An 18,123-nucleotide genomic window follows, 5' to 3' on the forward strand; every position below is an offset into this window, starting at 1 on the left:
CGTGCCGGTATCAATCGGCTTGGAATCCCAGTTGGAGGGCTACATCGAGTCTGACCCGTCAGTGCTTGGCGAGCCGCTTCTCGTCATTGGCGGCAGGTTCCGACGGCACATGGGGGATTCGTAGATCTGCTCGCGCTGGACGAAACGGCGTCGCTGCACGTAATCGAACTCAAACGCGACAAGACTCCACGCGATGTTGCCGCTCAAACCCTCGATTATGGCTCGTGGGCAGCGACCCTTGGCCGAAGCGAGATCGACAATATCTTCGCCACCTACCGTCCAGGCCTTGCTCTTGAAGAAGCGTTTGCCGATCGTTTCGGCGACACTCTTCCGGAAGAGGTCAACACTGCACAAGAATTTACAATCGTTGCCGCCAGCGTTGACAACGCTACCGAGCGCATCGTGCGGTTCCTCAATGAAGACTTCGATGTTCCCATCAACGTCGTCTTCTTCAGACATTTTCAGGACAACGGATCTTCGTACCTTGCACGCAGCTGGCTGGTCGATCATAGCGAACAAGCCAAGTCATCCGTTTCCGCGATCTCGCGGAAGAACAAGACACGTGAGCCTTGGAACGGGTCTGACTGGTACGTCTCATTTGGTGAAGAGCCAACAGGCCGGCAATGGGTCGACGGTATGAAGTACGGTTTCGTCTCGGGCGGTGGCGGCAAGAGATACTCACAGACGCTCAAGAATCTGCCGATTGGTGCCAGAGTCTTCGCCTACATTCCCAAGATTGGGTATGTAGGAGTTGGTACCGTCGCCGGCGAAGCCCAGCGATACGACCAAAGCACGCTTCTCGTGAACGGGGCCGAGCGACAGCTGCGTGAACTCGACCTTTCCGGGAATTATCGCCACGAGGGCGATGAGAGCGACGACAATGCTGAATGGGTTGTTCCGGTTGAATGGATACGGGCCGTTCCGCAAACGCAGGCCGTGCGGAAAACGGGCCTTTTCGCCAACCAGAACACGGCTACAAGGCTGCGAAACCAGTTCACGATCGAGCACGTGACCGCTGCTTTCGGGCTTGATAGCTGAGCATCGGCGGATTGCCCATCGAGGGTTATGCGGACAAGAGCGGTCGCGAATAGCAGGCCTGACCCTCACCTGAGGCGACTCTTGTCGAACCAGGCCGCGGTGGGAGAATCGTGAGGATGACGACGGCGCTTCCCGACCTCTGGACCGACTGGTGCTCGGTCATGGGCGTGCCTGCCGGAAGAATCGACGAGGCCACAGTCTCTCGCTTTGTGCAGCAGGTACAGCCGTCCCGGGCTGTGCTCATGACACTGCGCCGGCGGCTTGCTCCCAAAGATCCACCAGCCCCCGCGTGGCCGCGCGGGCACAGGGAGGACGCCGGCTCACTGCAGCGGCTGATCCGGCGCGGGACGGCGATCATCCAGCACCCCGGCACGCACTGGGTCTTCCGGCTGCGGCTGCGTAGGATGCTGTTCGCTGCGGTGCTACTCGCGCCTACCTCGCATGGAGGCCTCGGGCTGGACAGGGCGGGGGCGCTTGGGTTGCGGCCGGACAGGATGCGCGAGCTGCGCCAGTGGATTGGCATCGCCGAGGACCCGAGCGCCTGCCCGGCGTGCGCCACCTGGTCGTGGCTTGATGTCATCGGCACCAACAGCGGGTGGTCGCACAGTTCCGTCCGGGTCCTGGGACACCGCCGCGACGAAGTAGGCTCCGCGCACCGGCACCTGCGACCGGATCCCAATCCGGATTGGCACCTCTCCATCGGCTTGCTGCCAGCCGTGGACCGCTGGGGATGGATCGATGCCTACCGCTCCATGCACCCATCCTCGCTGTCGGCGGTCATCAGTGCCGCGGCCCTGCTGCTCGACGGTCCGGAGCCCGCACCTGCGCCGGTGCCTGCTGCAGCTGCGATGCCGGCCAGCCCCCGGCGGCAGATGTCGCGTGAGGAGGAAGAGCAGATCCTCAAGCGCGCCGACGAATTGACCGCGCGCGTCGAGGCGATCCTTCGCGAGTTCGATACCGGCCGATAAAGTCGTGTGTATGGGATTCAACTGGGAGCAGGTCCTCGGGACCAAGGGTGCAGACCTCTCCGACACCTACGACCAGAGCGCCTCGGACGCGTTGTACCAGGACCACCCGGGCGCGGCTCCGCCAGCAAGTCCGGAAGACCCGGGCGATGAGGTCGTCCGCCTGCCGTTCGACGAGAGCTGAGCCTTCAAACTCCCACGCCGGGGTGTCCGTTTTGAGACATAACCTAAGCAGCGCGCATGCACACTTAAGTGTGTAGTCCCCCAGGTCTATGTCCTTAAACGTGTATGCGTGAGGCAACCGAGCGATGGCCGACTTGCCGTCAAACCTGGGCGGTATTCATCGCGCCGATGCAGCGCCTGCCCGAGCCTGGCTCCGAGCTGCTGCCCGGGTTCGCCGTGGGCGACGTGCGAGCGGTGAATGCGGGCCTCGACGCTGCAGTGAAGGCCAGAGGACCTAAGCCATCTCACGGCGGTCTGCGGTCTGCGGATGGTCCTGAACTCCATCAGCCCTGGGCCTCGGCCCGACCTTCCGCACGTCTGTATCGACCCCCAGGGTCTTCGCCCCCACGTGTCAGGTTGAGTTCCGACCCACTCGTGACCTTGTCAGGAAAGAATGAAATGCACTCTGTTGTGACAGGTGTGGAGTTTGCCGATAAATGGCGGCGTTTTGTGATCGCTCTTTGTCGCACCACTGCGCGCCGGCTGTCTTGATTCTCTATGGTTCCGAGGCGCAGAGGTTTAGAGACGCCGAATCGGATTAGGAGAACGAGCTGGGCTTCTCATGACACAGCCGTCGAGGAACCGAACCCCTGCGGCCTCATGGCTCAATGGGTAGTAGCTTCATGCCGCAATCCTGCTTTCCTGGCACGGCATTTCTCGGGGTCTTTCGGCTGGGAGAACGCTCTAACGAGTTAGGACCTTGAGCGCAGCGCGGCCTGAAGATCCTCTTGCGAGGGCAGCCCCGCCAACCCGGCAGGGCTTTTGTAGACCCTGCATGTCAGGGCCGGCGATGCAGGTGATGGGAACAGGTCCTGGCCGTCTGCGATGAAGGACGGCGAGCCGTGGAAGTGCAGTGCTGTGGCTTGTTCCTCAGTGTCCAGCTGCAAAACACGCACGTGCCCGGCGGCGTTTTCGGCTGCCAATGCCTGACGGAACAGATCCAGGGCCGGAGCACTATTTGGGCAGCCGGCAATGATCCGCAGTTCGTAGTCCATATCTCTCCAGTATTCAGCCGAGCGAGCTTTGCGCTCCTCCCGTCAGCGGCGGTCAGTCCTCATCCTCGTCTTCTACGAGTTCGCCTTCCCAGGCTTCTTTGCCTTCCCAGATGGCGAAGGCGGCGATGATGAAGCCGGCGACGGGGTCCAGCCAGGCCGCGCCGGTGAGCTCGTACAGGCCGACGCCGAGGAGCGTGGAGATGCTGAGAAGCACACAGATTTTGGTTTCTGCTGCGTCGGCCAGGATCAGGTTGTCCTGCAGCCGGGTTCCGACGCGTTTTTTCATGGCAGCGAGGAAGGGCATCACGATAATGGACAGCACGAGAATGGCAATGCTTACCGGGGAGCTTTCGGGAGCTTCGCCCTCGATCAGACTCATGGTGCCTTCATAGGTGACGTAGGCGGCGAGGATGAAGAACGTGACGGCAACCAGCTTGAGCGCGATTCGTTCTTTTCGTTCATCGGCGTGACCGTGCCGGAGCCGGGCGGCGAGCCGGATTCCCACGAGGACGGCTGCGATTGATTCGATGCCGGAGTCGATGCCGAACCCGACCACGGAGACCAGTCCGGCGATGAGGCCTGCGGTCACGGCGATGGTGCCCTCAACGATGTTATAACCGACGGTGAACTGGGCCAGGCGAAGGCCCTTGCGGGTGAGCTGTTCGGTTTGTTCCGGTGTGAGTGTACCGCCGGCTTCCATTGTTCGCTCCCTGTTTCGTGCTTGCAGAATCGAAAAGGGTGACCGGCCCGTAGGCGTTTTGGGTCGGCCCTCTTTGCTGCCTTAGAGAGTGAGGCCCCTACAGCTGTCCCACCGCGAAGGCCGCATGACACCGATAATATCGCTTAAGGGCGATTGATAGGCATGCCTCTTAGAGGGTTTCCTTCAGTGCGGTGGTGATGAGGGCTTTGAGGGTGCCCTTTTCGGCGAGGCCGAGCACGCGGGCGCTGACCCTGCCCTGTTTGTCCAGCACGAGGGTGGTGGGCACTGCCCGTGGAGGAACGTAGTCCGCCAGGGCGAGCAGGATGCTGCCGTCGGCGTCATCGAAGCTGGGGTAGGTTGTGCCGAAGGTGCGTTCAAAGGCGGCGGCCGTGGCTGCGGTGTCGCGCAGGTTGATGCCATAGAACAGGACGCCGTCGTTTTTGTTTTCCTGGTACAGGGCCTCCAGCGTGGGCGCTTCGGTGCGGCACGGCGCGCACGCCGCGTACCAGACGTTCAGGACTGTCACTGATCCCCGCCAGTCGCTGGCGTTGATGACCGTGCCGTCGTAGAGCGGGCCTTCCATCTCCACTGGGGCGCTCCTGTCAGCGGGGGCGAATTCGGAGACGGAGCCGTCGCCGGCGATGTAGTTTTTGTTGTCCCCGGCCCGCGCCTGGGCCGCGAGGGAGTCAGCGGGGGCGGCGCAGCCGGCCAGAAGCAAGGCCCCTGATGCCATGCCCAGCAGGAGGCTGCGACGGCCGGGCTTTGATTCGGCGGCTGATGATGGGTTTGAGGGGACGTTCACAGGTGCGGTCCTTTCGTTCTATACGGGGGTGGTGATGGTCCCGGCGAGGTTCTGCAGCTGGTAAATCCAGAGCATCCAAACCCCGGAGAGCATCAGGATTCCGACGAGGATGAGCAGCGAACCGCCAACGATGTTGAACGTGCGGATGTGCCGGCGGATGAAACCCAGGGTCCTGGTGACCCAGTTCAGGCCCAGCGCGACCAGCACAAAGGGGATTCCCAGCCCGAGGCAGTAGACGAAGCCCAGCAGTGCTCCGCGCCAGGGGTCCCCGGTGGTGGTGCTCAGCGCAAGGACTGCGCTGAGTGTCGGCCCCATGCATGGTGTCCAGCCGAGGCCGAAGACGATACCCAGCAGCGGTGCCCCGGCGATGCCGGTCCTCGGTCGGAAGGGCAGTTTCCGGGTGGTCTGGAGGAAGGAGAAGCTGCCGACCAGGACCAGGCCCATCAGGACCACGAACACGCCCAGGGCGCGGATGAGGGTGTCCTGCCACTGCACCAGCCAGCCGCCGATGACACCAAAAGCTGCCCCGTACAGCGTTAATACAGCGGCGAAGCCGAGAATGAAAAGACCGACACCGGTCAGGACCCGCCGCCGGTTATCCGGCTGTGTCGGGTCGGTAAGCCCTGAGACGTAGCCCAGGTAGCCGGGCACCAGCGGAAGGATGCAGGGGGAGATAAACGACACGGTCCCGGCGGTCATGGCCAGTGGCATAGCCACGAGCAGGGCCCCGGACTGCACCATTTCGGCGAAAAAGCCGCCAATGCTCATCAGTTTTTCTCCGGTCAGTATGTGAAGCTCTGCTTCACCCGCTGCAACCTGCCCGGACCCATTTCGGAAGGGTCATGGCGGGGTTCAGGGGGCTGGGGTGTCGTTTCGACGTTACAGTATCCGGGCGATGACATCATAAATCTGCGCTATCATCGTCATGTGACGATTGAACCTGTGGTTTCCGCTGATCCATGCAGCCAACTCAGTCCCGCAGCGGCGCTGTTCCATTCCCTCGGGGACCCGACCCGCTTGAGCATCGTGAAGCGCATGGCCGGCGGCGAGGTCCGCGTCGGTGACCTCACAGCAGAGCTGGGCCTGGCCCAGTCCACCGTCTCTGCCCACGTCGCATGCCTGCGCGATTGCGGCCTGGTGGAAGGCCGGGTGCAGGGCCGCAGCGTGTACTACTCACTGTCCCGCCCGGAACTGATGGACATGCTCGCCCAGGCCGAGGTCCTCCTTGCCGCCACCGGCAACGCGGTCAGCTTGTGCCCGAACTACGGCACCGGCAGCACCGGCGCAGCCCTGACGAAGGAGAACGCACAATGAGCGACGCCTGCGGCTGCAGCGACGAGAAGACAGAGACCGGCGAATCCGAAGAAGCGGAGGAAGCCGTAGGTTTCTGGCAGGTCACCGAGGTCCGGGCGGCCGCGGTTTCCGGTGCGCTGCTTCTCGCGGCATGGATCGCATCGTTGGCCGGGGGGCCCCAATGGCTGACACTTCCTCTGGAGATCGCCGCGCTGATCGTCGCGGCCTGGACGTTCGTTCCCTCCACCCTCCGCCGCCTCATGCAGGGCAAAATCGGGGTCGGAACCCTGATGACGATCGCTGCTGTCGGCGCTGTCGCTCTCGGGGAGTTCGAGGAAGCGGCCATGCTGGCCTTCCTCTACGCGATCTCTGAGGGACTCGAGGAGTACTCGCTGGCGAAAACCCGCCGTGGCCTGCGCGCCTTGCTGGACCTTGTCCCGGCCGAGGCGACCGTCCTTCGCGACGGCACCGAGGTCACTGTGGACCCGGCAGAACTCGTCCTCGGGGACCGGATGGTTGTCCGGCCCGGAGAACGCCTGGCCACCGACGGCAGGATCCTCACCGGCCGCACGTCCCTGGACACCTCGGCGCTGACCGGCGAATCCGTCCCGGTCGAAGCCGGGCCGGGCAGCGAGGTCTACGCCGGGTCAATCAACGGCACTGGCCCGCTCGAGGTGGAAGTCACCAGCACCGCGGAAAACAACTCCCTGGCCAGGATCGTGCACATCGTGGAGGCCGAGCAGTCCCGCAAGGGCCCGGGCCAGCGCCTGGCCGACTCCGTCGCCAAAAAGCTCGTCCCCGGCATCCTGATCGCCGCGGCCCTGATCATCGTCTTCGGCTTCATCGTCGGCGAACCGCTGCTGTGGTTCGAACGCGCCCTCGTCGTCCTGGTCGCGGCTTCACCCTGCGCCCTGGCCATCTCCGTACCCGTCACGGTCGTCGCGTCCGTCGGTGCTGCCAGCCGCATCGGCGTGCTCATCAAGGGCGGCGGTGCCCTGGAAACACTCGGCAAAATCCGCACTATTGCCCTGGACAAGACCGGAACGCTCACCCGGAACAAGCCCGCTGTCATTGATGTCGCCGCGGCCGGCACCGCGACCAGGGAACACGTCCTGGCCCTCGCGGCCGGCCTGGAGGCCCGCAGCGAACACCCGCTGGCCCGCGCCATCCTCGCCGCCGCCGAAGACCGGGCGGCCGTAACCGATGTCGACACCGTCCCCGGCGCAGGCCTGACAGGCCGGTTCGAGGGCAGGACCGTCCGCCTTGGCCGGCCGGGCTGGATCGACGCCGGAGCCATGGCTGCAGAGGTCGAACGGATGCAGCATGACGGTGCCACCGCCGTCCTGATTGAGGACGACGGCCAGGTTATCGGGGCTGTCGCGGTCCGTGACGAGCTGCGACCCGAAACCCGTGAAGTCATTGCCCGGCTCAGTGCCTCCGGCTACACCACGGTTATGCTCACCGGTGACAACCTCATCACCGCCACGGCGCTGGGGAAGGCCGCCGGTATCACGGAAGTCCATGCCGACCTCCGGCCCGAGGACAAGGCCGAGATCATCCGCACGCTCCAGGGCCGTGCCCCCACCGCGATGGTCGGCGACGGCGTCAATGACGCCCCGGCTTTGGCGACCGCCGACAGCGGCATCGCCATGGGCGCGATGGGCACCGACGTCGCGATCGAAACCGCGGACATCGCCCTGATGGGTGAGGACCTGAACCACCTTCCCCAGGTCCTCGACCACGCCCGCAGGACCCGGAGCATCATGCTCCAGAACGTGGGGCTGTCCCTGGCGCTGATCGCGGTACTGATACCACTGGCGCTGTTCGGCATGCTCGGCCTGGCCGCCGTCGTCCTCATCCACGAACTGGCCGAAATCGTCGTGATCGCCAACGGCGTCAGGGCAGGCCGGATCAGCCGCAAGACCACGTCCAACGCCGCCAAGCCCGCCCCGGCGCTGGAACCGGCAGCGTGAGCGCCGATACCGCTGTGCCGGATGCGCCCGCCCGGCAGTCCCGACGGTCCAGGACGGTGCTGCTTCTGGTGGCTGCCGTCCTGGCCGCAGCCGACCTGGTTGTCAAAGCCGTAGCCGAAGCGCTGCTCTCCACCGGCGTGACGACCGATCTGGGGCCGATCAACATCCGGCTGCTCTATAACCGCGGTGTCGCGTTCAGCCTCGGCGCGGACCTGGCACCGTGGGTCGTCATCGCCGCGACCGGGCTGATCATTGCGGCCCTGATCTGGTACACCGTCACCACTGCCCCTGCCATGCCCGGCCTCTCCCGGGCAGGAGCGGCCATGCTGCTCGGAGGAGCCACCGGGAACTTCATTGACAGGCTCGACGGGCAAGGGGTCGTGGACTATCTGCACAGCGGCTGGTTCCCTACCTTCAACCTCGCCGACGTGTTCGTCACCACCGGAGTAGCCCTCCTGGTCCTGGGAACCATACTGTCCCCGCGGTCACGGACTGGCGACTGAGCCCTCCTTCCGCCCTTCACCGGCCGCGCTGGCCTTGGAAAGGATGCACCCATGCTTGCCATCATCGCGGCCGCAGCGGCCATGTTCGCCGCCACCAACATCGACGACATCGTCGTTTTGACCGTCTTGTTCCTGGCCTCCGCGAAAGGCCGGCCCCGGCCCTGGGAGATCGTCGGCGGGCAGTACCTGGGATTCATCACCCTGGTCGGCATCAGCGTTCTGGCTGCCCTTGGGCTGGCGTTTGTCCCGGATGAATGGGTGGGCTGGCTGGGCCTGATCCCGCTGTTCATCGGCGTGGTCGGGCTGATCCGTTTCCTGCGCAAACGAAGAGAAGAGGAAGCGGAAAGGACCGTCAGCGCAGTCGGCCTGCTCAGCGTCGCCGGCATCACCATCGCCAACGGTGCGGACAACATCGCCATCTACACGCCGATCTTCCGCACCATGCGGCCTCAGGACACCGTGGTAACCATCATTGTGTTCCTCATCCTGGTCGCCGTCTGGTGCGCACTGGGACGCGTTGTGGGCACCCACCCGAAAGTCACTGAGACCCTTGAAAAGATCGAACACTGGCTGGTCCCTGCGGTGTTCATCGGGCTGGGTTTGTTCATCCTCGTCAGCTCCGGCGTCGTGCCCCTGCTGCTCAGTGCCTGAGCAGTCTTTCAGGATCCAATATGCCTCACGGACGAACCCGCAGCCCCTGACCCAAGCCATGCCGACACGCCTACCCTGACCAAGAAAGTACCACCGATGACACAGGCTCCGCCGACAACCACCACGCCCGCCGACCCCACACGGAAAATACGCATGATCATCTGGATAATCCTGGGAGTCGTCATGGCCGCCAGTTTGATCTGGTACGCAGTGTTCACCGCCAACAAACCAGAACCGGCGGCCCTGCAACCGGCAAGCGACGCCCAGCTGGTCAGGGATGATAGCCACCGGCTTACGACCCCAGCGGCCGAAAAGGCCCAGCTCGTGGAATTCCTGGACTTCGAATGCGAATCCTGCCGCGCCGCCGTGCCTCTTGTGGAAGAGCTCAAAAAGGAATACGGGGACCGGATCACCTTCATCAACCGCTACTTTCCCTTGCCCGGGCATGCCAACTCCGGCACCGCGGCCCTGGCCGTCGAGGCCGCCGCCCAGCAAGGCAAGTACGAGCAAATGGCCGCCAAACTTTTCGAGACCCAGTCACAGTGGGGCGAAAAGCAGGACTCCCAGGCAGCAGTGTTCCGAAGCTATGCTGAAGAACTCGGCGTGGACATGGGCACGTACGACGCAGCCGTAGCTGCCGAGGAAACCAAGGAACGAATCCGTAGGGACATCGCCGATGGCAAAGGCCTCGGCGTAACCGGTACGCCCACCTTCTTCCTCAATGGAGAGAAGCTCACCCTGAACACCGAAGACCAGTTCCGGCAGTTACTCGCAGATGCCGCGAAGTAGTGCCGGGTAGCCCGCTCACTGTTTTCGCCTACGCTCAGCTCGCAGCAGTGGCCGACGGGACAGCTGACATTCCGCTCGTCAACAGCTATCTGGACCAGAAGTACCTGAGACCAACGGACCGAAGTCATTGAACTCGGCCGAGACCCGTTTGTCCTCGCACTTCCGGCACGATTCGCAACAACATCTGAAACAGTGTCGTTGCGGGACTTCGCGGACGCACCCTGAGTCAGGCGCGCGGCCCGCCACGGGCTTCCGTACGGTCACAAGTTGGCAGCACCCAGGTCGGCTTCACTCCAGACCTCATCGCTCCTGCAGACAAACTACGACCTGATGCTGGATCTCGTGGCAGCTGGACTCGGGGTGGCCCTCGTTCCCAGCAGCACGGCGCGTTCCAGACCATCGGTCCAAGCCTGCGAACTGCGAGAATCCTTCGACTTGGCCCGCCCTGAAGCTTTGGTGAAACGAGCTTCATGATCAATCCCCTGCAACCCTGGAGCTGAGCGAATTGATCGCCCAGCGTTTCAGCCAAACCGCCAAAGCTCACGCCTGACGGTGCCGCATGAGGTTTTTGGCGTCGGCATCGCGTTGCGCCAGGAAAGGTACGCAGAAGGTGGCCTTCGGGCTCCGCGACAGAGTGATGGACGACGGTAATAACGGTGTCGATGTGATGCGCAGGCATAGTCTTCCCATGTTTACCGCACCTCCGGGCTGTGCCCTTAAGCATGTATGCGTGAAGGCATTTGCGCGGCGGCCGGTTTACCGTAAAACATGTGCGCGGAAGCAGCGCCTGCCCGAACCCGGCGAGCTGCTGCCCGGGCTCGCCGTGGGCGACGTACGAGCGGTGAGCGCGACCTCGACGTCACGCGCAGCAGGACAGCTTCGAGACGTCGGTGGTGAAGGCCTTGGCGACGATCCGGATGCCCTCGGCCATGGTCAGGTAGGGGGCCCAGGCATCGGCGACCTCTGAGATGGTCTTGCCGAGCACGTGGACGCCGGCGGCCGCGAGCTCGCCTGCGTCCTTGGCGACCGCGGTCAGGCCGAGGATCTCGCCGGTATCGGCGTTCGCGACCATCTTGATGAAGCCGCGGGTGTCCCGGTTGACCAGCGCACGGGGCACGTGGTGCAGCGGCAGGACCCGGCAGTCGCAGCGGATCCCCGCGGCGATGACGTCCTTCTCCGTCATCCCGACCGTGCCGATCGCCGGACCGGTGAACGTCACCCTCGGCAGCCGCGTGTAGTCCACCGACTTCTGGGCGTCGACGAACGCGTTCTCGACGACCAGGGTCCCGTGGTGGGCCGCAACGTACACGAACTCCGGGTGACCGGTTACGTCGCCCGCGGCCCAGATCCGCGAGTTGGACGATTGCAGCTGATCCGTGACCACGACCTCGCCGAACTCCCCGGTCTTCACTCCTACTGCGTCGAGGTTCAGCCCGTCGGCGACCGGACGCCGTCCGAGCGCCACCAGGACCTGGTCGGCGCGGAACTCCTGCTCCCCGAGGGACACGTCCGCCGTGACCACCGTCTGGCCCGTCGCCGCGTCACGGGCGACTCGGGCGGGGACCGCGCGGCGGACAACCCGGATGCCCTCGTCGGCGAACACCTCTTGCAGGGCCTTGGAGACCTCCGGCTCCTCCTTCGAGGCCAGTCGGGAGCGCACCAGTACGGTCACCGTTGACCCGAGGCGGGCGAATAGCTGCGCTTGCTCCAGCGCGACGTAGCCGCCGCCGAGGACCAACAGAGACTCGGGGACCTCGGTCAGCTCCATCGCCGTGGTCGAGGTCAGGTATCCGGTCTCTTCCAACCCGTCGATCGGTGGTGTCCAGGGCCGGGACCCGGTCGCGACCAGGTACTGATCGGCCTCGATGGTTTCGACCGTCCCGTCGGCCCCGGTGACCTCGAGGACCGGAGCGTCGGGCGATCCCGTGAAGGCCGCGTGGCCCCGCCGAACCTGCCAGCCGTAGGTGCCGGCAACGTCGACGTACTTCTCGCCCCGCAGCGATTCGACCAAGGCCTGTTTGCCGCCGACGAGAGCGGGCATGTCCACCGGGTCCGCGGCGGTGGCGATTCCCGAGAATCGCGCCGAGGCGTCCGCGGCGACGTGGCGTGCCTCCGCGGCGGCGATGAGCGCCTTGGACGGCACGCACCCGGTGTTCACACACGTCCCGCCGAAGGTGCTCCGCTCGATCATCACCACCGACTTGCCGAGCGTACTGGCACGGATGGCTGCGGCGAACGCGCCGCCGCCGGACCCGATGATCGCGAGGTTGTACTTCGTAGGCATCGCTGCTCCTGTCAACACTTGGACTCCTGCTCTGTCTCAGCCATACTGGACCTTCCAGTGCAGGGGAAGGTCAAGCGCGCTCCTGCTGAACGATCGGAGGCCGCAATGCGAATTGGCGAACTCGCCGAGCTGTCGGGCACGACAGCGAAGACGCTCCGGTTCTACGAGGAGCAGAGGCTACTGCTAGCGGCCGACCGCACTCCCTCCGGCTACCGCGACTACGGGCCCGAGGCCGTCGCACGGATCCACTTCGTCCACCGCGGCCAGGCCGCGGGCCTCACCCTCGCCCAGATCCGCCAGATTCTCGACATCCGCGACGGAGGCAGCGCGCCGTGCGAGCACGTCCGCGACCTGCTCGACTCACGCCTGAGCGACATCGAGCGGCAGATTGAGCAGCTCACCGCGCTGCGTGACACGATCATTTCGTTACGCGACGACGCAGCGCACCCAGATCCTGACCGATGTGATCCTGACCAGGTTTGCCGGTACCTCTGAGCCCCCCTCGGAGGACCCAGCACACGTTTTGCATACCAGCCATAGCCCCCAACCGCAGAAAAGCCTCGTCCGGATTCTTCTGGACGAGGTTTTTCTGCATGTTGTTGGGCTCTTCGACTCTACTGCGTTGGTGTCAGCAGTTTCCGCCGCAGCCACATTCAGAGTCGGCTGCGCTGGCAGCTGCTGCTTTTCGACGGCGGACAACGATGAGTGCGATGCCCGCGCCTACCAGCGCCACAACGGCGGCAAACCACCAGCCCGCGGCGAGGGCACCCAGCCCTGCCAGTACTCCTCCTGCAGCCAGGAACGGCAATGAGCAGGCCACCATGCATCCGATAACGGCAAGTGAGCCCGTGATCCAAGCCCACTTACTCTTCCCTGGTGACGCGGTCTTCTCAATTTTCGGGACGATCGTCACGGGGATTCCTTCTCTGTTGGGTTGCATTGCGAATGTGGTTGGATCACTGCCGCGGATTGTCACCTCGGGGTGCCGAACACGGTCTGCAGGGCGTCCTGCGCGTCCGCCGGGGCGCGTACTTCAAGCCGCAGCCCGGAGGTGTTGACCTTGAGTGTGAAGTCGAAGAAGGAGCAGCAGCTCACTTCTTCGGCGGCCAGCCGGACCAGCCCTGCTGCCCGCTCCGGGTTGTGCTCAAAGTCAAGGGCAATGCCATTGTCGATGCTGACCCGGCCCGTTGCGGTGGCAACGGCTCGGGACCACTCTTCCAAACGGGCCGGCAGTGTACTCCGGTCCAGGTTGCAGGCTGCTCCCAGGCTCTCAGGCACCATAGGCTTTGATGACGGCAGGAGTGGAAACAGTGTGGCACCAGGTGCCGGCGCAGGCCGGGTCCGCTCGTCGTGCTCTCCCGACACGAAGCAAGCGCACTCATCGCTGCACGGGCCATCCTGAGGTGCGGCCGAAAGCTTGGTCCTCGTCTGTTCCAGCTGGTCTGCCAAGGCGTTCAGTTCGGCGATCTGTTCCCGGGTGTCGTGGAGCCGACTGGCGACTATGTCGGCGAGCCGGTGCTGGACCGTGCCGCACTCCTCACTGTCCCAAGCGGCAACGAGATCCCTCACGTCCTCAAGGCTGATGTCCAGCTTCTTGGCCCGGGAGATCACGGCGAGACGGTCGAGGTCCCGTTCGTCATAGGCCCTGTAACCGTTGGCCTGCCTTGCAGCGGGGCCTATGAGCCCGATGTCTTCGTAATAGCGCAGAGTGGTCGCCGGCACTCCCGTGCGTTCGGCGACCTCCGAGATCCGCAAAGTCTTCATACCGACCACGGTAAACCTTCAACCCGGCTTGAAGGTCAAGTCCCGAGCGGGACTATTTACATCCAGCGTCCCGGTGGTCTCAGGTAAGCCGTTGGTGCTGAGCTGCAGGGACGATGAGCGGCAGGAACCGGACGTAGAGGACCATGCCGATCAGTTCGACGAGTGTTTGGGTGACAACGACCAAAGCGACCAGCGCGAGCCGGCCGGGAAGCGCCAGGGCCAACGGGAGCACGACCAGTGAATTGCGCGTCGCGCCGCTGAAGACAACCGCGCGCGTGGCCGCGGCATCGATACCGGCTGCCTTGGACGCGAGTAGGCCCAACGGAACCATTACCAGCAGGAACGCCGCGTAGAGAGGAACCACCGTAAGCAGCGAGTTCAATTCCTGGCCTACGCCGACGATCTGCGAGCCGACAACAACGGCCAGCGTTGCCATCATCAACGGAACCATCAGTAACTGCATCAACGCCATGACTGTCCGTCCCAGCGCTGACCTGCGGGCCAGTGCCTGGGTCAGCGCGGCCGCGGCCAGCGGGATGATGATGAGCACAACCAGAGCTTCCACGAAGGGTGCCGGGTCGATGGCCGCCACCAGACCGGGGCCGACGAAGACCAGCAGATAGATCGGCAGCAGGAGCATCTGCGCCACCATCAGCACCGGCGCGGCGACCAGGAGCCGATCGCTGGCTCCGCCGGCCAGGCCGGTGAACACGATGACGTAATCGATGCAGGGGGTGAGGAGCACCAGCAGAACACCGACCAGCAGTGCCCGGTCTTCGGCTATAAACCGGGTGAGGCCGAAGACAACCAGCGGGACGACAGCGAAGTTCAGAAACAGCACGGTCACCAGGAACCGCACGTCCCGCGCGGCCTTGCCGATGGAAGCAAAAGGGATGCCCAGAAACGTTGCGTAAAGCAGCAGCCCGAGTACGGGGTTGATGGAAAGCTCGAGCACCCCAGCCGAACCCGGTGCAAGGAATCCGATGGCACCGCCGGCAAGGATCGCGACGAGATACAGGGCAATCTGATGGCGTTCCATCCAGACCATGAGGTTTTGTGTGGTCACTGTGTCAATCGTAAGGGTGTGGTACCACCCGCTGGTGGCAAGACCTCGGATCGGCATTTACTGACGGGGTCCGCGCGACGGATCTGCGGTTCATATTGACGGTCCCTTCCGGGTCAGCGTGGTGCCAGCCGGTCGGACCGGAACCTGAAGGCTACCCACAGGCCGCATCGCCGGCAAATGTAGGTCGGTATCGGGCCAAGGGCATGGAGTTTCCTGCGGCTCATGGTTCTGCCGCAGCAGGCGCAGGGAAACTGGCTGTCAGAGTCCATGGTTCCTGAGCGCTTCCGCCAGCTGGTCAACGGTTGGCAGTCCTGAGAGGCCTTGGGGTGTTTGATAGACCCGGCAGGCGAGTTCATCGGCCGGCGCTCCCGCAGGGAAGATGTCGGTCCCGTCGATGGTGATGGTCGGCGATCCGGCGAATCCGCTGTCTTCGATGTCCGAGGGAGTCGTCAGTAGCCGCATGTGCACTTTGATCTCATGGCGGCCGAGGGCGGTGAGCGCTTTTTCGAGACGCTCACGTGCCTGGTCCGAGTTGGGGCATTCATCGATGTGGAGCAGTTCGAGTCTCATGACTTCATTCTCCCTTGCCCGGCTGGCGCTGTTGCGAGGGTCATGGGCTGTTGAGGTCCAGTTGCCGGGCGTGGAAGTCGAAATGTTTTGTTGGGTAGGCGTAGACCTCGTTCAGGGTCATTGACGGTTCGAAGAAGGGGTCCCATCTGTCCGGGAACGGCATTGATCTGGCCAGTGATCCGGGGCTCTCGCGTTCGAGTCTGCGGGTGATGGCGGCGATGGTTTTGTCCAGCTTGAGTCCCATCCGCCGCCTGTTGTAGAAGAGGGCTGCGCTGCGGGAGCCCCAGTAGTTGATGACGTCGAACGGCCGCGTGCCTGCGTTCAGGAGGGCGGCAAAGGCCTTTCCGACGGGTTTCGGCATGCGGCTGATGATGTGGACGAGCGGCAGGAGGGCGCGGACTACCATGTAGCCGAAGACCATGTGGAAGAGCAGTTCTTGGTTGGTCCATCGGGTGCCGTTACTCCTGCGGCGAAGATCTGCCGGGGTGGAGGTCTCCAGCCAGGTGTTGAGGTCGGCGCGTGCGCGGCTGTAGTCGGCGAGTATTTCTGCCTTGGTCGGCTGCATGCCGCTTCCTCCGTTCAGACCGGCAGCCGATTTCGGATCGTGCTGCTCCGCTCGGGCCGGGTGTGACCTCATTATTGCCCAGGCTGCAGGCGCAAAAAACTCCATCCCCCATCGCATCCAGCGAATCCTTCTCTGGCTGGACCAAGACCTTCACGGACCCGCGCCTATGAGCCGCCATCGTTGCCCGCCTCACCCTGACTTAAGTGTCATCAGGCCGCGCCTATGCGTCAGCGCTCAGTCGTCGGCTTTGCGCCGCTCAATCAACAGGGTGTGTCGCGCCACTGGCCCGCGTAGGGGCCGTGAGACATGCGGGCGATGCGGTTCCGGCGGCCCACGATTGCGAACCCTGCCGATTCGTGGAGCCGGAGGCTTGGCTCGTTTTCGGGAAATACGCTTGCCTGGATCGTCCAGATTCCGGCGATCTCGGTGGACTCGATGAGGGCATCCAGCAGTGCCGTGCCGATGCCCAGTCCTCGGGCTTCGGAGCTTACGTAGACCGAGTGCTCGACCACCCCGGCGTAGGCCGGACGTGAAGAGACTGGCGAGACCGCGGCCCAGCCTACGACAGTGTTCTCATCAGTTATCGCGACATGGCGGTGGGCGGACAGCTTCGAAGTGTCGAAGAAACTCCACTCGGGGGCCGTTGACTCAAAGGTGGCGTTGCCCGCTTCGATGCCCTCCTGGTAGAGCCGACCCACGGCGGACCAGTCCGTGGCTTCCATGCTCCTCAGAGCTACAGTCCGGGTCACAGGCTGGTCAGGATCCCCGCGACATCATCCAGCGCGCCAGGGACGAGGGAGTAGTAGGCCCAGGTGCCGCGCTTTTCACGGTGCAGCAGCCCGGCATCGACGAGGATTTTCAGGTGGTGGGACACAGTGGGCTGGCTGAGGTCCAGTGGTTCGGTGAGGTCACACACGCAGGTCTCGCCCGACGACGCTGATTTGATGATGGACAGCAGCCGCAGCCGGCCGGAGTCAGCCAAAGCCTTGAAGACCAGGGACTTCCGCTGCGCGTCCTCGGCACCCAGGACGGATTCCCCGGCAGGAGCACAACAGGAGGCATCCTGGGTTGCCGGTTCGAGGATTGGCAGTGAAGTCATCCATCCATTATGCCCGAATATCGACTTCCATCAATATGTGCAGTGCAGCTGAGTCGCGTGGCCGCGAACTCAGGATCCGGCCCTGCTCGAAGGATGCGGGACAACAACATCGTCGGCCGCCTGCGGGGCCGCCGGGAACAAGAGCGCAAGGAGGCCGACACCCACGGCCGCACCAAGGAGCTGCGCCCCGATAAAGCCGGGAGCCGAGGCGGGGCCGATGCCGGCGAAGGTGTCGCTGAAGATCCGGCCGATGGTCACGGCGGGATTGGCGAAGGAGGTCGAGGATGTAAACCAGTAGGCCGCGCCGATATAGGCCCCCACCGCGGGAGCAGCAAGGTTTCCGCGCTTGGTGGCGGCGAGAGAGAAGATCAGCAGGAGTAGTCCGGCCGTGGCGACGACTTCGCCAAGCAAGTGCCCGGACGTGGCGCGGTCCTTGCCCGATATGGATGTACCGACCTCGAACATCGCGTTGGCCAGGACGCTGCCGCCTATAGCCCCCAGGGTCTGCGCCACGACATAAATGCCAAACTCGGCCAGGGTAAGTCCTGTGCGGCTGCGCCTGCCCAGAAACCAGTCAACCAGCGAAACCACGGGGTTGAAATGTGCGCCGCTGACCGGACCGAAGACCAGGATGAGCACCATCAGGCCCAGCACGGTCGCCGTGCTGTTCTGCAGCAACTGCAGTCCCACATCGCTCGGGGACAGCTGCTGGGCAGCGATGCCCGAGCCAACGACGATGGCAACAAGCAGGCAGGTGCCGAGCAACTCGGCGACGGCGCGACGCCACAAGGGCGGCTGGTGTGAAGTCATAAGAACAGCTTGACGGAATAAATTAGTTCAGTCA

At 64.0% G+C, this 18,123-nt stretch carries 23 protein-coding genes; 9 read left to right on the plus strand and 14 right to left on the minus strand.

Features of this window, described 5'->3' with window-relative positions:
* Positions 1 to 39 precede the first annotated feature (39 nt).
* Positions 40 to 459 (minus strand): hypothetical protein, encoded by a 420-nt coding sequence (locus tag ARTSIC4J27_RS23185; protein ID WP_235436620.1) that lies wholly within the window; start codon positions 457 to 459, stop codon positions 40 to 42.
* Positions 460 to 636: 177 nt separating this feature from the next.
* Between ARTSIC4J27_RS23185 and ARTSIC4J27_RS23190 the strand changes: the two genes are divergently transcribed.
* The 3 genes from ARTSIC4J27_RS23190 (at position 637) to ARTSIC4J27_RS22765 (ending at position 2,187) form a co-directional block, all read left to right on the plus strand.
* A complete protein-coding gene (locus tag ARTSIC4J27_RS23190; protein WP_235436622.1) occupies positions 637 to 1,038 on the plus strand; it encodes a hypothetical protein in 402 nt (133 codons plus the stop codon).
* Positions 1,039 to 1,148: 110 nt separating this feature from the next.
* The gene (locus ARTSIC4J27_RS09705; protein ID WP_152683832.1) at positions 1,149 to 2,006 is read left to right on the plus strand and encodes a hypothetical protein; all 858 of its coding nucleotides are present in this window, start codon (positions 1,149 to 1,151) and stop codon (positions 2,004 to 2,006) included.
* A 10-nt stretch (positions 2,007 to 2,016) separates the two neighbouring features.
* Positions 2,017 to 2,187: a hypothetical protein gene (locus ARTSIC4J27_RS22765; protein WP_161799561.1), complete on the plus strand. Its 171-nt coding sequence runs from the start codon at positions 2,017 to 2,019 to the stop codon at positions 2,185 to 2,187.
* Between the two features lie 730 nt (positions 2,188 to 2,917).
* Here ARTSIC4J27_RS22765 and ARTSIC4J27_RS09710 read toward each other — a convergent pair.
* The 4 genes from ARTSIC4J27_RS09710 to ARTSIC4J27_RS09725 all read right to left on the minus strand — a co-directional run bounded on the left by ARTSIC4J27_RS09710 (position 2,918) and on the right by ARTSIC4J27_RS09725 (position 5,490).
* Positions 2,918 to 3,220, minus strand: a complete 303-nt coding sequence (locus tag ARTSIC4J27_RS09710; protein WP_050054999.1) for a hypothetical protein — start codon at positions 3,218 to 3,220, stop codon at positions 2,918 to 2,920.
* A gap of 52 nt (positions 3,221 to 3,272) precedes the next feature.
* Positions 3,273 to 3,920, minus strand: coding sequence for a cation diffusion facilitator family transporter (locus ARTSIC4J27_RS09715; protein ID WP_050055000.1), 648 nt, complete (start codon positions 3,918 to 3,920; stop codon positions 3,273 to 3,275).
* A 169-nt stretch (positions 3,921 to 4,089) separates the two neighbouring features.
* Positions 4,090 to 4,653 (minus strand): TlpA family protein disulfide reductase, encoded by a 564-nt coding sequence (locus ARTSIC4J27_RS09720; protein WP_050055168.1) that lies wholly within the window; start codon positions 4,651 to 4,653, stop codon positions 4,090 to 4,092.
* An 87-nt stretch (positions 4,654 to 4,740) separates the two neighbouring features.
* On the minus strand, positions 4,741 to 5,490 hold the full coding sequence (locus ARTSIC4J27_RS09725; RefSeq protein WP_050055001.1) for a cytochrome c biogenesis CcdA family protein: 750 nt from the start codon (positions 5,488 to 5,490) through the stop codon (positions 4,741 to 4,743).
* Positions 5,491 to 5,649: 159 nt separating this feature from the next.
* On the opposite strand from ARTSIC4J27_RS09725, the gene ARTSIC4J27_RS09730 reads away from it, so the two are divergent.
* The 5 genes from ARTSIC4J27_RS09730 to ARTSIC4J27_RS09750 all read left to right on the plus strand — a co-directional run bounded on the left by ARTSIC4J27_RS09730 (position 5,650) and on the right by ARTSIC4J27_RS09750 (position 9,931).
* On the plus strand, positions 5,650 to 6,036 hold the full coding sequence (locus ARTSIC4J27_RS09730) for an ArsR/SmtB family transcription factor (protein ID WP_050055002.1): 387 nt from the start codon (positions 5,650 to 5,652) through the stop codon (positions 6,034 to 6,036).
* Positions 6,033 to 7,988 (plus strand): heavy metal translocating P-type ATPase, encoded by a 1,956-nt coding sequence (locus ARTSIC4J27_RS09735; protein WP_050055003.1) that lies wholly within the window; start codon positions 6,033 to 6,035, stop codon positions 7,986 to 7,988. The genes ARTSIC4J27_RS09730 and ARTSIC4J27_RS09735 overlap by 4 nt, the downstream gene beginning before the upstream one ends.
* Positions 7,985 to 8,491: a signal peptidase II gene (lspA, locus tag ARTSIC4J27_RS09740; protein WP_050055004.1), complete on the plus strand. Its 507-nt coding sequence runs from the start codon at positions 7,985 to 7,987 to the stop codon at positions 8,489 to 8,491. Before ARTSIC4J27_RS09735 ends, lspA begins: the two co-directional genes overlap by 4 nt.
* A 51-nt stretch (positions 8,492 to 8,542) precedes the next feature.
* Entirely contained in the window at positions 8,543 to 9,142 is a 600-nt protein-coding gene (locus ARTSIC4J27_RS09745; RefSeq protein WP_050055005.1) for a cadmium resistance transporter, read from the plus strand.
* A 96-nt stretch (positions 9,143 to 9,238) separates the two neighbouring features.
* A complete protein-coding gene (locus ARTSIC4J27_RS09750; RefSeq protein WP_050055006.1) occupies positions 9,239 to 9,931 on the plus strand; it encodes a DsbA family protein in 693 nt (230 codons plus the stop codon).
* Between the two features lie 859 nt (positions 9,932 to 10,790).
* Here ARTSIC4J27_RS09750 and merA read toward each other — a convergent pair.
* Positions 10,791 to 12,215, minus strand: coding sequence for a mercury(II) reductase (gene merA, locus ARTSIC4J27_RS09755; protein WP_050055007.1), 1,425 nt, complete (start codon positions 12,213 to 12,215; stop codon positions 10,791 to 10,793).
* Between the two features lie 105 nt (positions 12,216 to 12,320).
* Here merA and ARTSIC4J27_RS09760 point away from each other — a divergent pair, with 105 nt between their 5' ends.
* On the plus strand, positions 12,321 to 12,710 hold the full coding sequence (locus ARTSIC4J27_RS09760; RefSeq protein WP_050055008.1) for a heavy metal-responsive transcriptional regulator: 390 nt from the start codon (positions 12,321 to 12,323) through the stop codon (positions 12,708 to 12,710).
* Between the two features lie 133 nt (positions 12,711 to 12,843).
* On the opposite strand, the gene ARTSIC4J27_RS09765 is transcribed toward ARTSIC4J27_RS09760, so the two are convergent.
* From ARTSIC4J27_RS09765 to ARTSIC4J27_RS09800, 8 genes are all read right to left on the minus strand, one after another.
* Positions 12,844 to 13,128 carry a hypothetical protein gene (locus ARTSIC4J27_RS09765; RefSeq protein WP_050055009.1) on the minus strand — a complete coding sequence of 95 codons (285 nt, stop codon included), beginning with the start codon at positions 13,126 to 13,128 and terminating at the stop codon, positions 12,844 to 12,846.
* Between the two features lie 59 nt (positions 13,129 to 13,187).
* Positions 13,188 to 13,979 (minus strand): MerR family transcriptional regulator, encoded by a 792-nt coding sequence (locus tag ARTSIC4J27_RS09770; RefSeq protein ID WP_083435395.1) that lies wholly within the window; start codon positions 13,977 to 13,979, stop codon positions 13,188 to 13,190.
* Between the two features lie 79 nt (positions 13,980 to 14,058).
* Positions 14,059 to 15,018, minus strand: a complete 960-nt coding sequence (locus tag ARTSIC4J27_RS09775) for an arsenic resistance protein (protein WP_050055169.1) — start codon at positions 15,016 to 15,018, stop codon at positions 14,059 to 14,061.
* Positions 15,019 to 15,303: 285 nt separating this feature from the next.
* Positions 15,304 to 15,615: a thioredoxin domain-containing protein gene (locus tag ARTSIC4J27_RS09780; protein ID WP_050055011.1), complete on the minus strand. Its 312-nt coding sequence runs from the start codon at positions 15,613 to 15,615 to the stop codon at positions 15,304 to 15,306.
* A gap of 40 nt (positions 15,616 to 15,655) precedes the next feature.
* Complete coding sequence (locus ARTSIC4J27_RS09785) at positions 15,656 to 16,180, minus strand: DinB family protein (RefSeq protein ID WP_050055012.1); 525 nt, start codon at positions 16,178 to 16,180, stop codon at positions 15,656 to 15,658.
* A gap of 260 nt (positions 16,181 to 16,440) precedes the next feature.
* A complete protein-coding gene (locus ARTSIC4J27_RS09790; protein ID WP_152683833.1) occupies positions 16,441 to 16,902 on the minus strand; it encodes a GNAT family N-acetyltransferase in 462 nt (153 codons plus the stop codon).
* Between the two features lie 23 nt (positions 16,903 to 16,925).
* Entirely contained in the window at positions 16,926 to 17,279 is a 354-nt protein-coding gene (locus ARTSIC4J27_RS09795; RefSeq protein WP_050055013.1) for an ArsR/SmtB family transcription factor, read from the minus strand.
* A 69-nt stretch (positions 17,280 to 17,348) separates the two neighbouring features.
* A complete protein-coding gene (locus tag ARTSIC4J27_RS09800) occupies positions 17,349 to 18,089 on the minus strand; it encodes an aquaporin (RefSeq protein ID WP_050055014.1) in 741 nt (246 codons plus the stop codon).
* Positions 18,090 to 18,123: the final 34 nt, after the last annotated feature.

It is taken from the genome of Pseudarthrobacter siccitolerans, assembly GCF_001046895.1.
GTDB classification, from domain to species: domain Bacteria; phylum Actinomycetota; class Actinomycetes; order Actinomycetales; family Micrococcaceae; genus Arthrobacter; species Arthrobacter siccitolerans.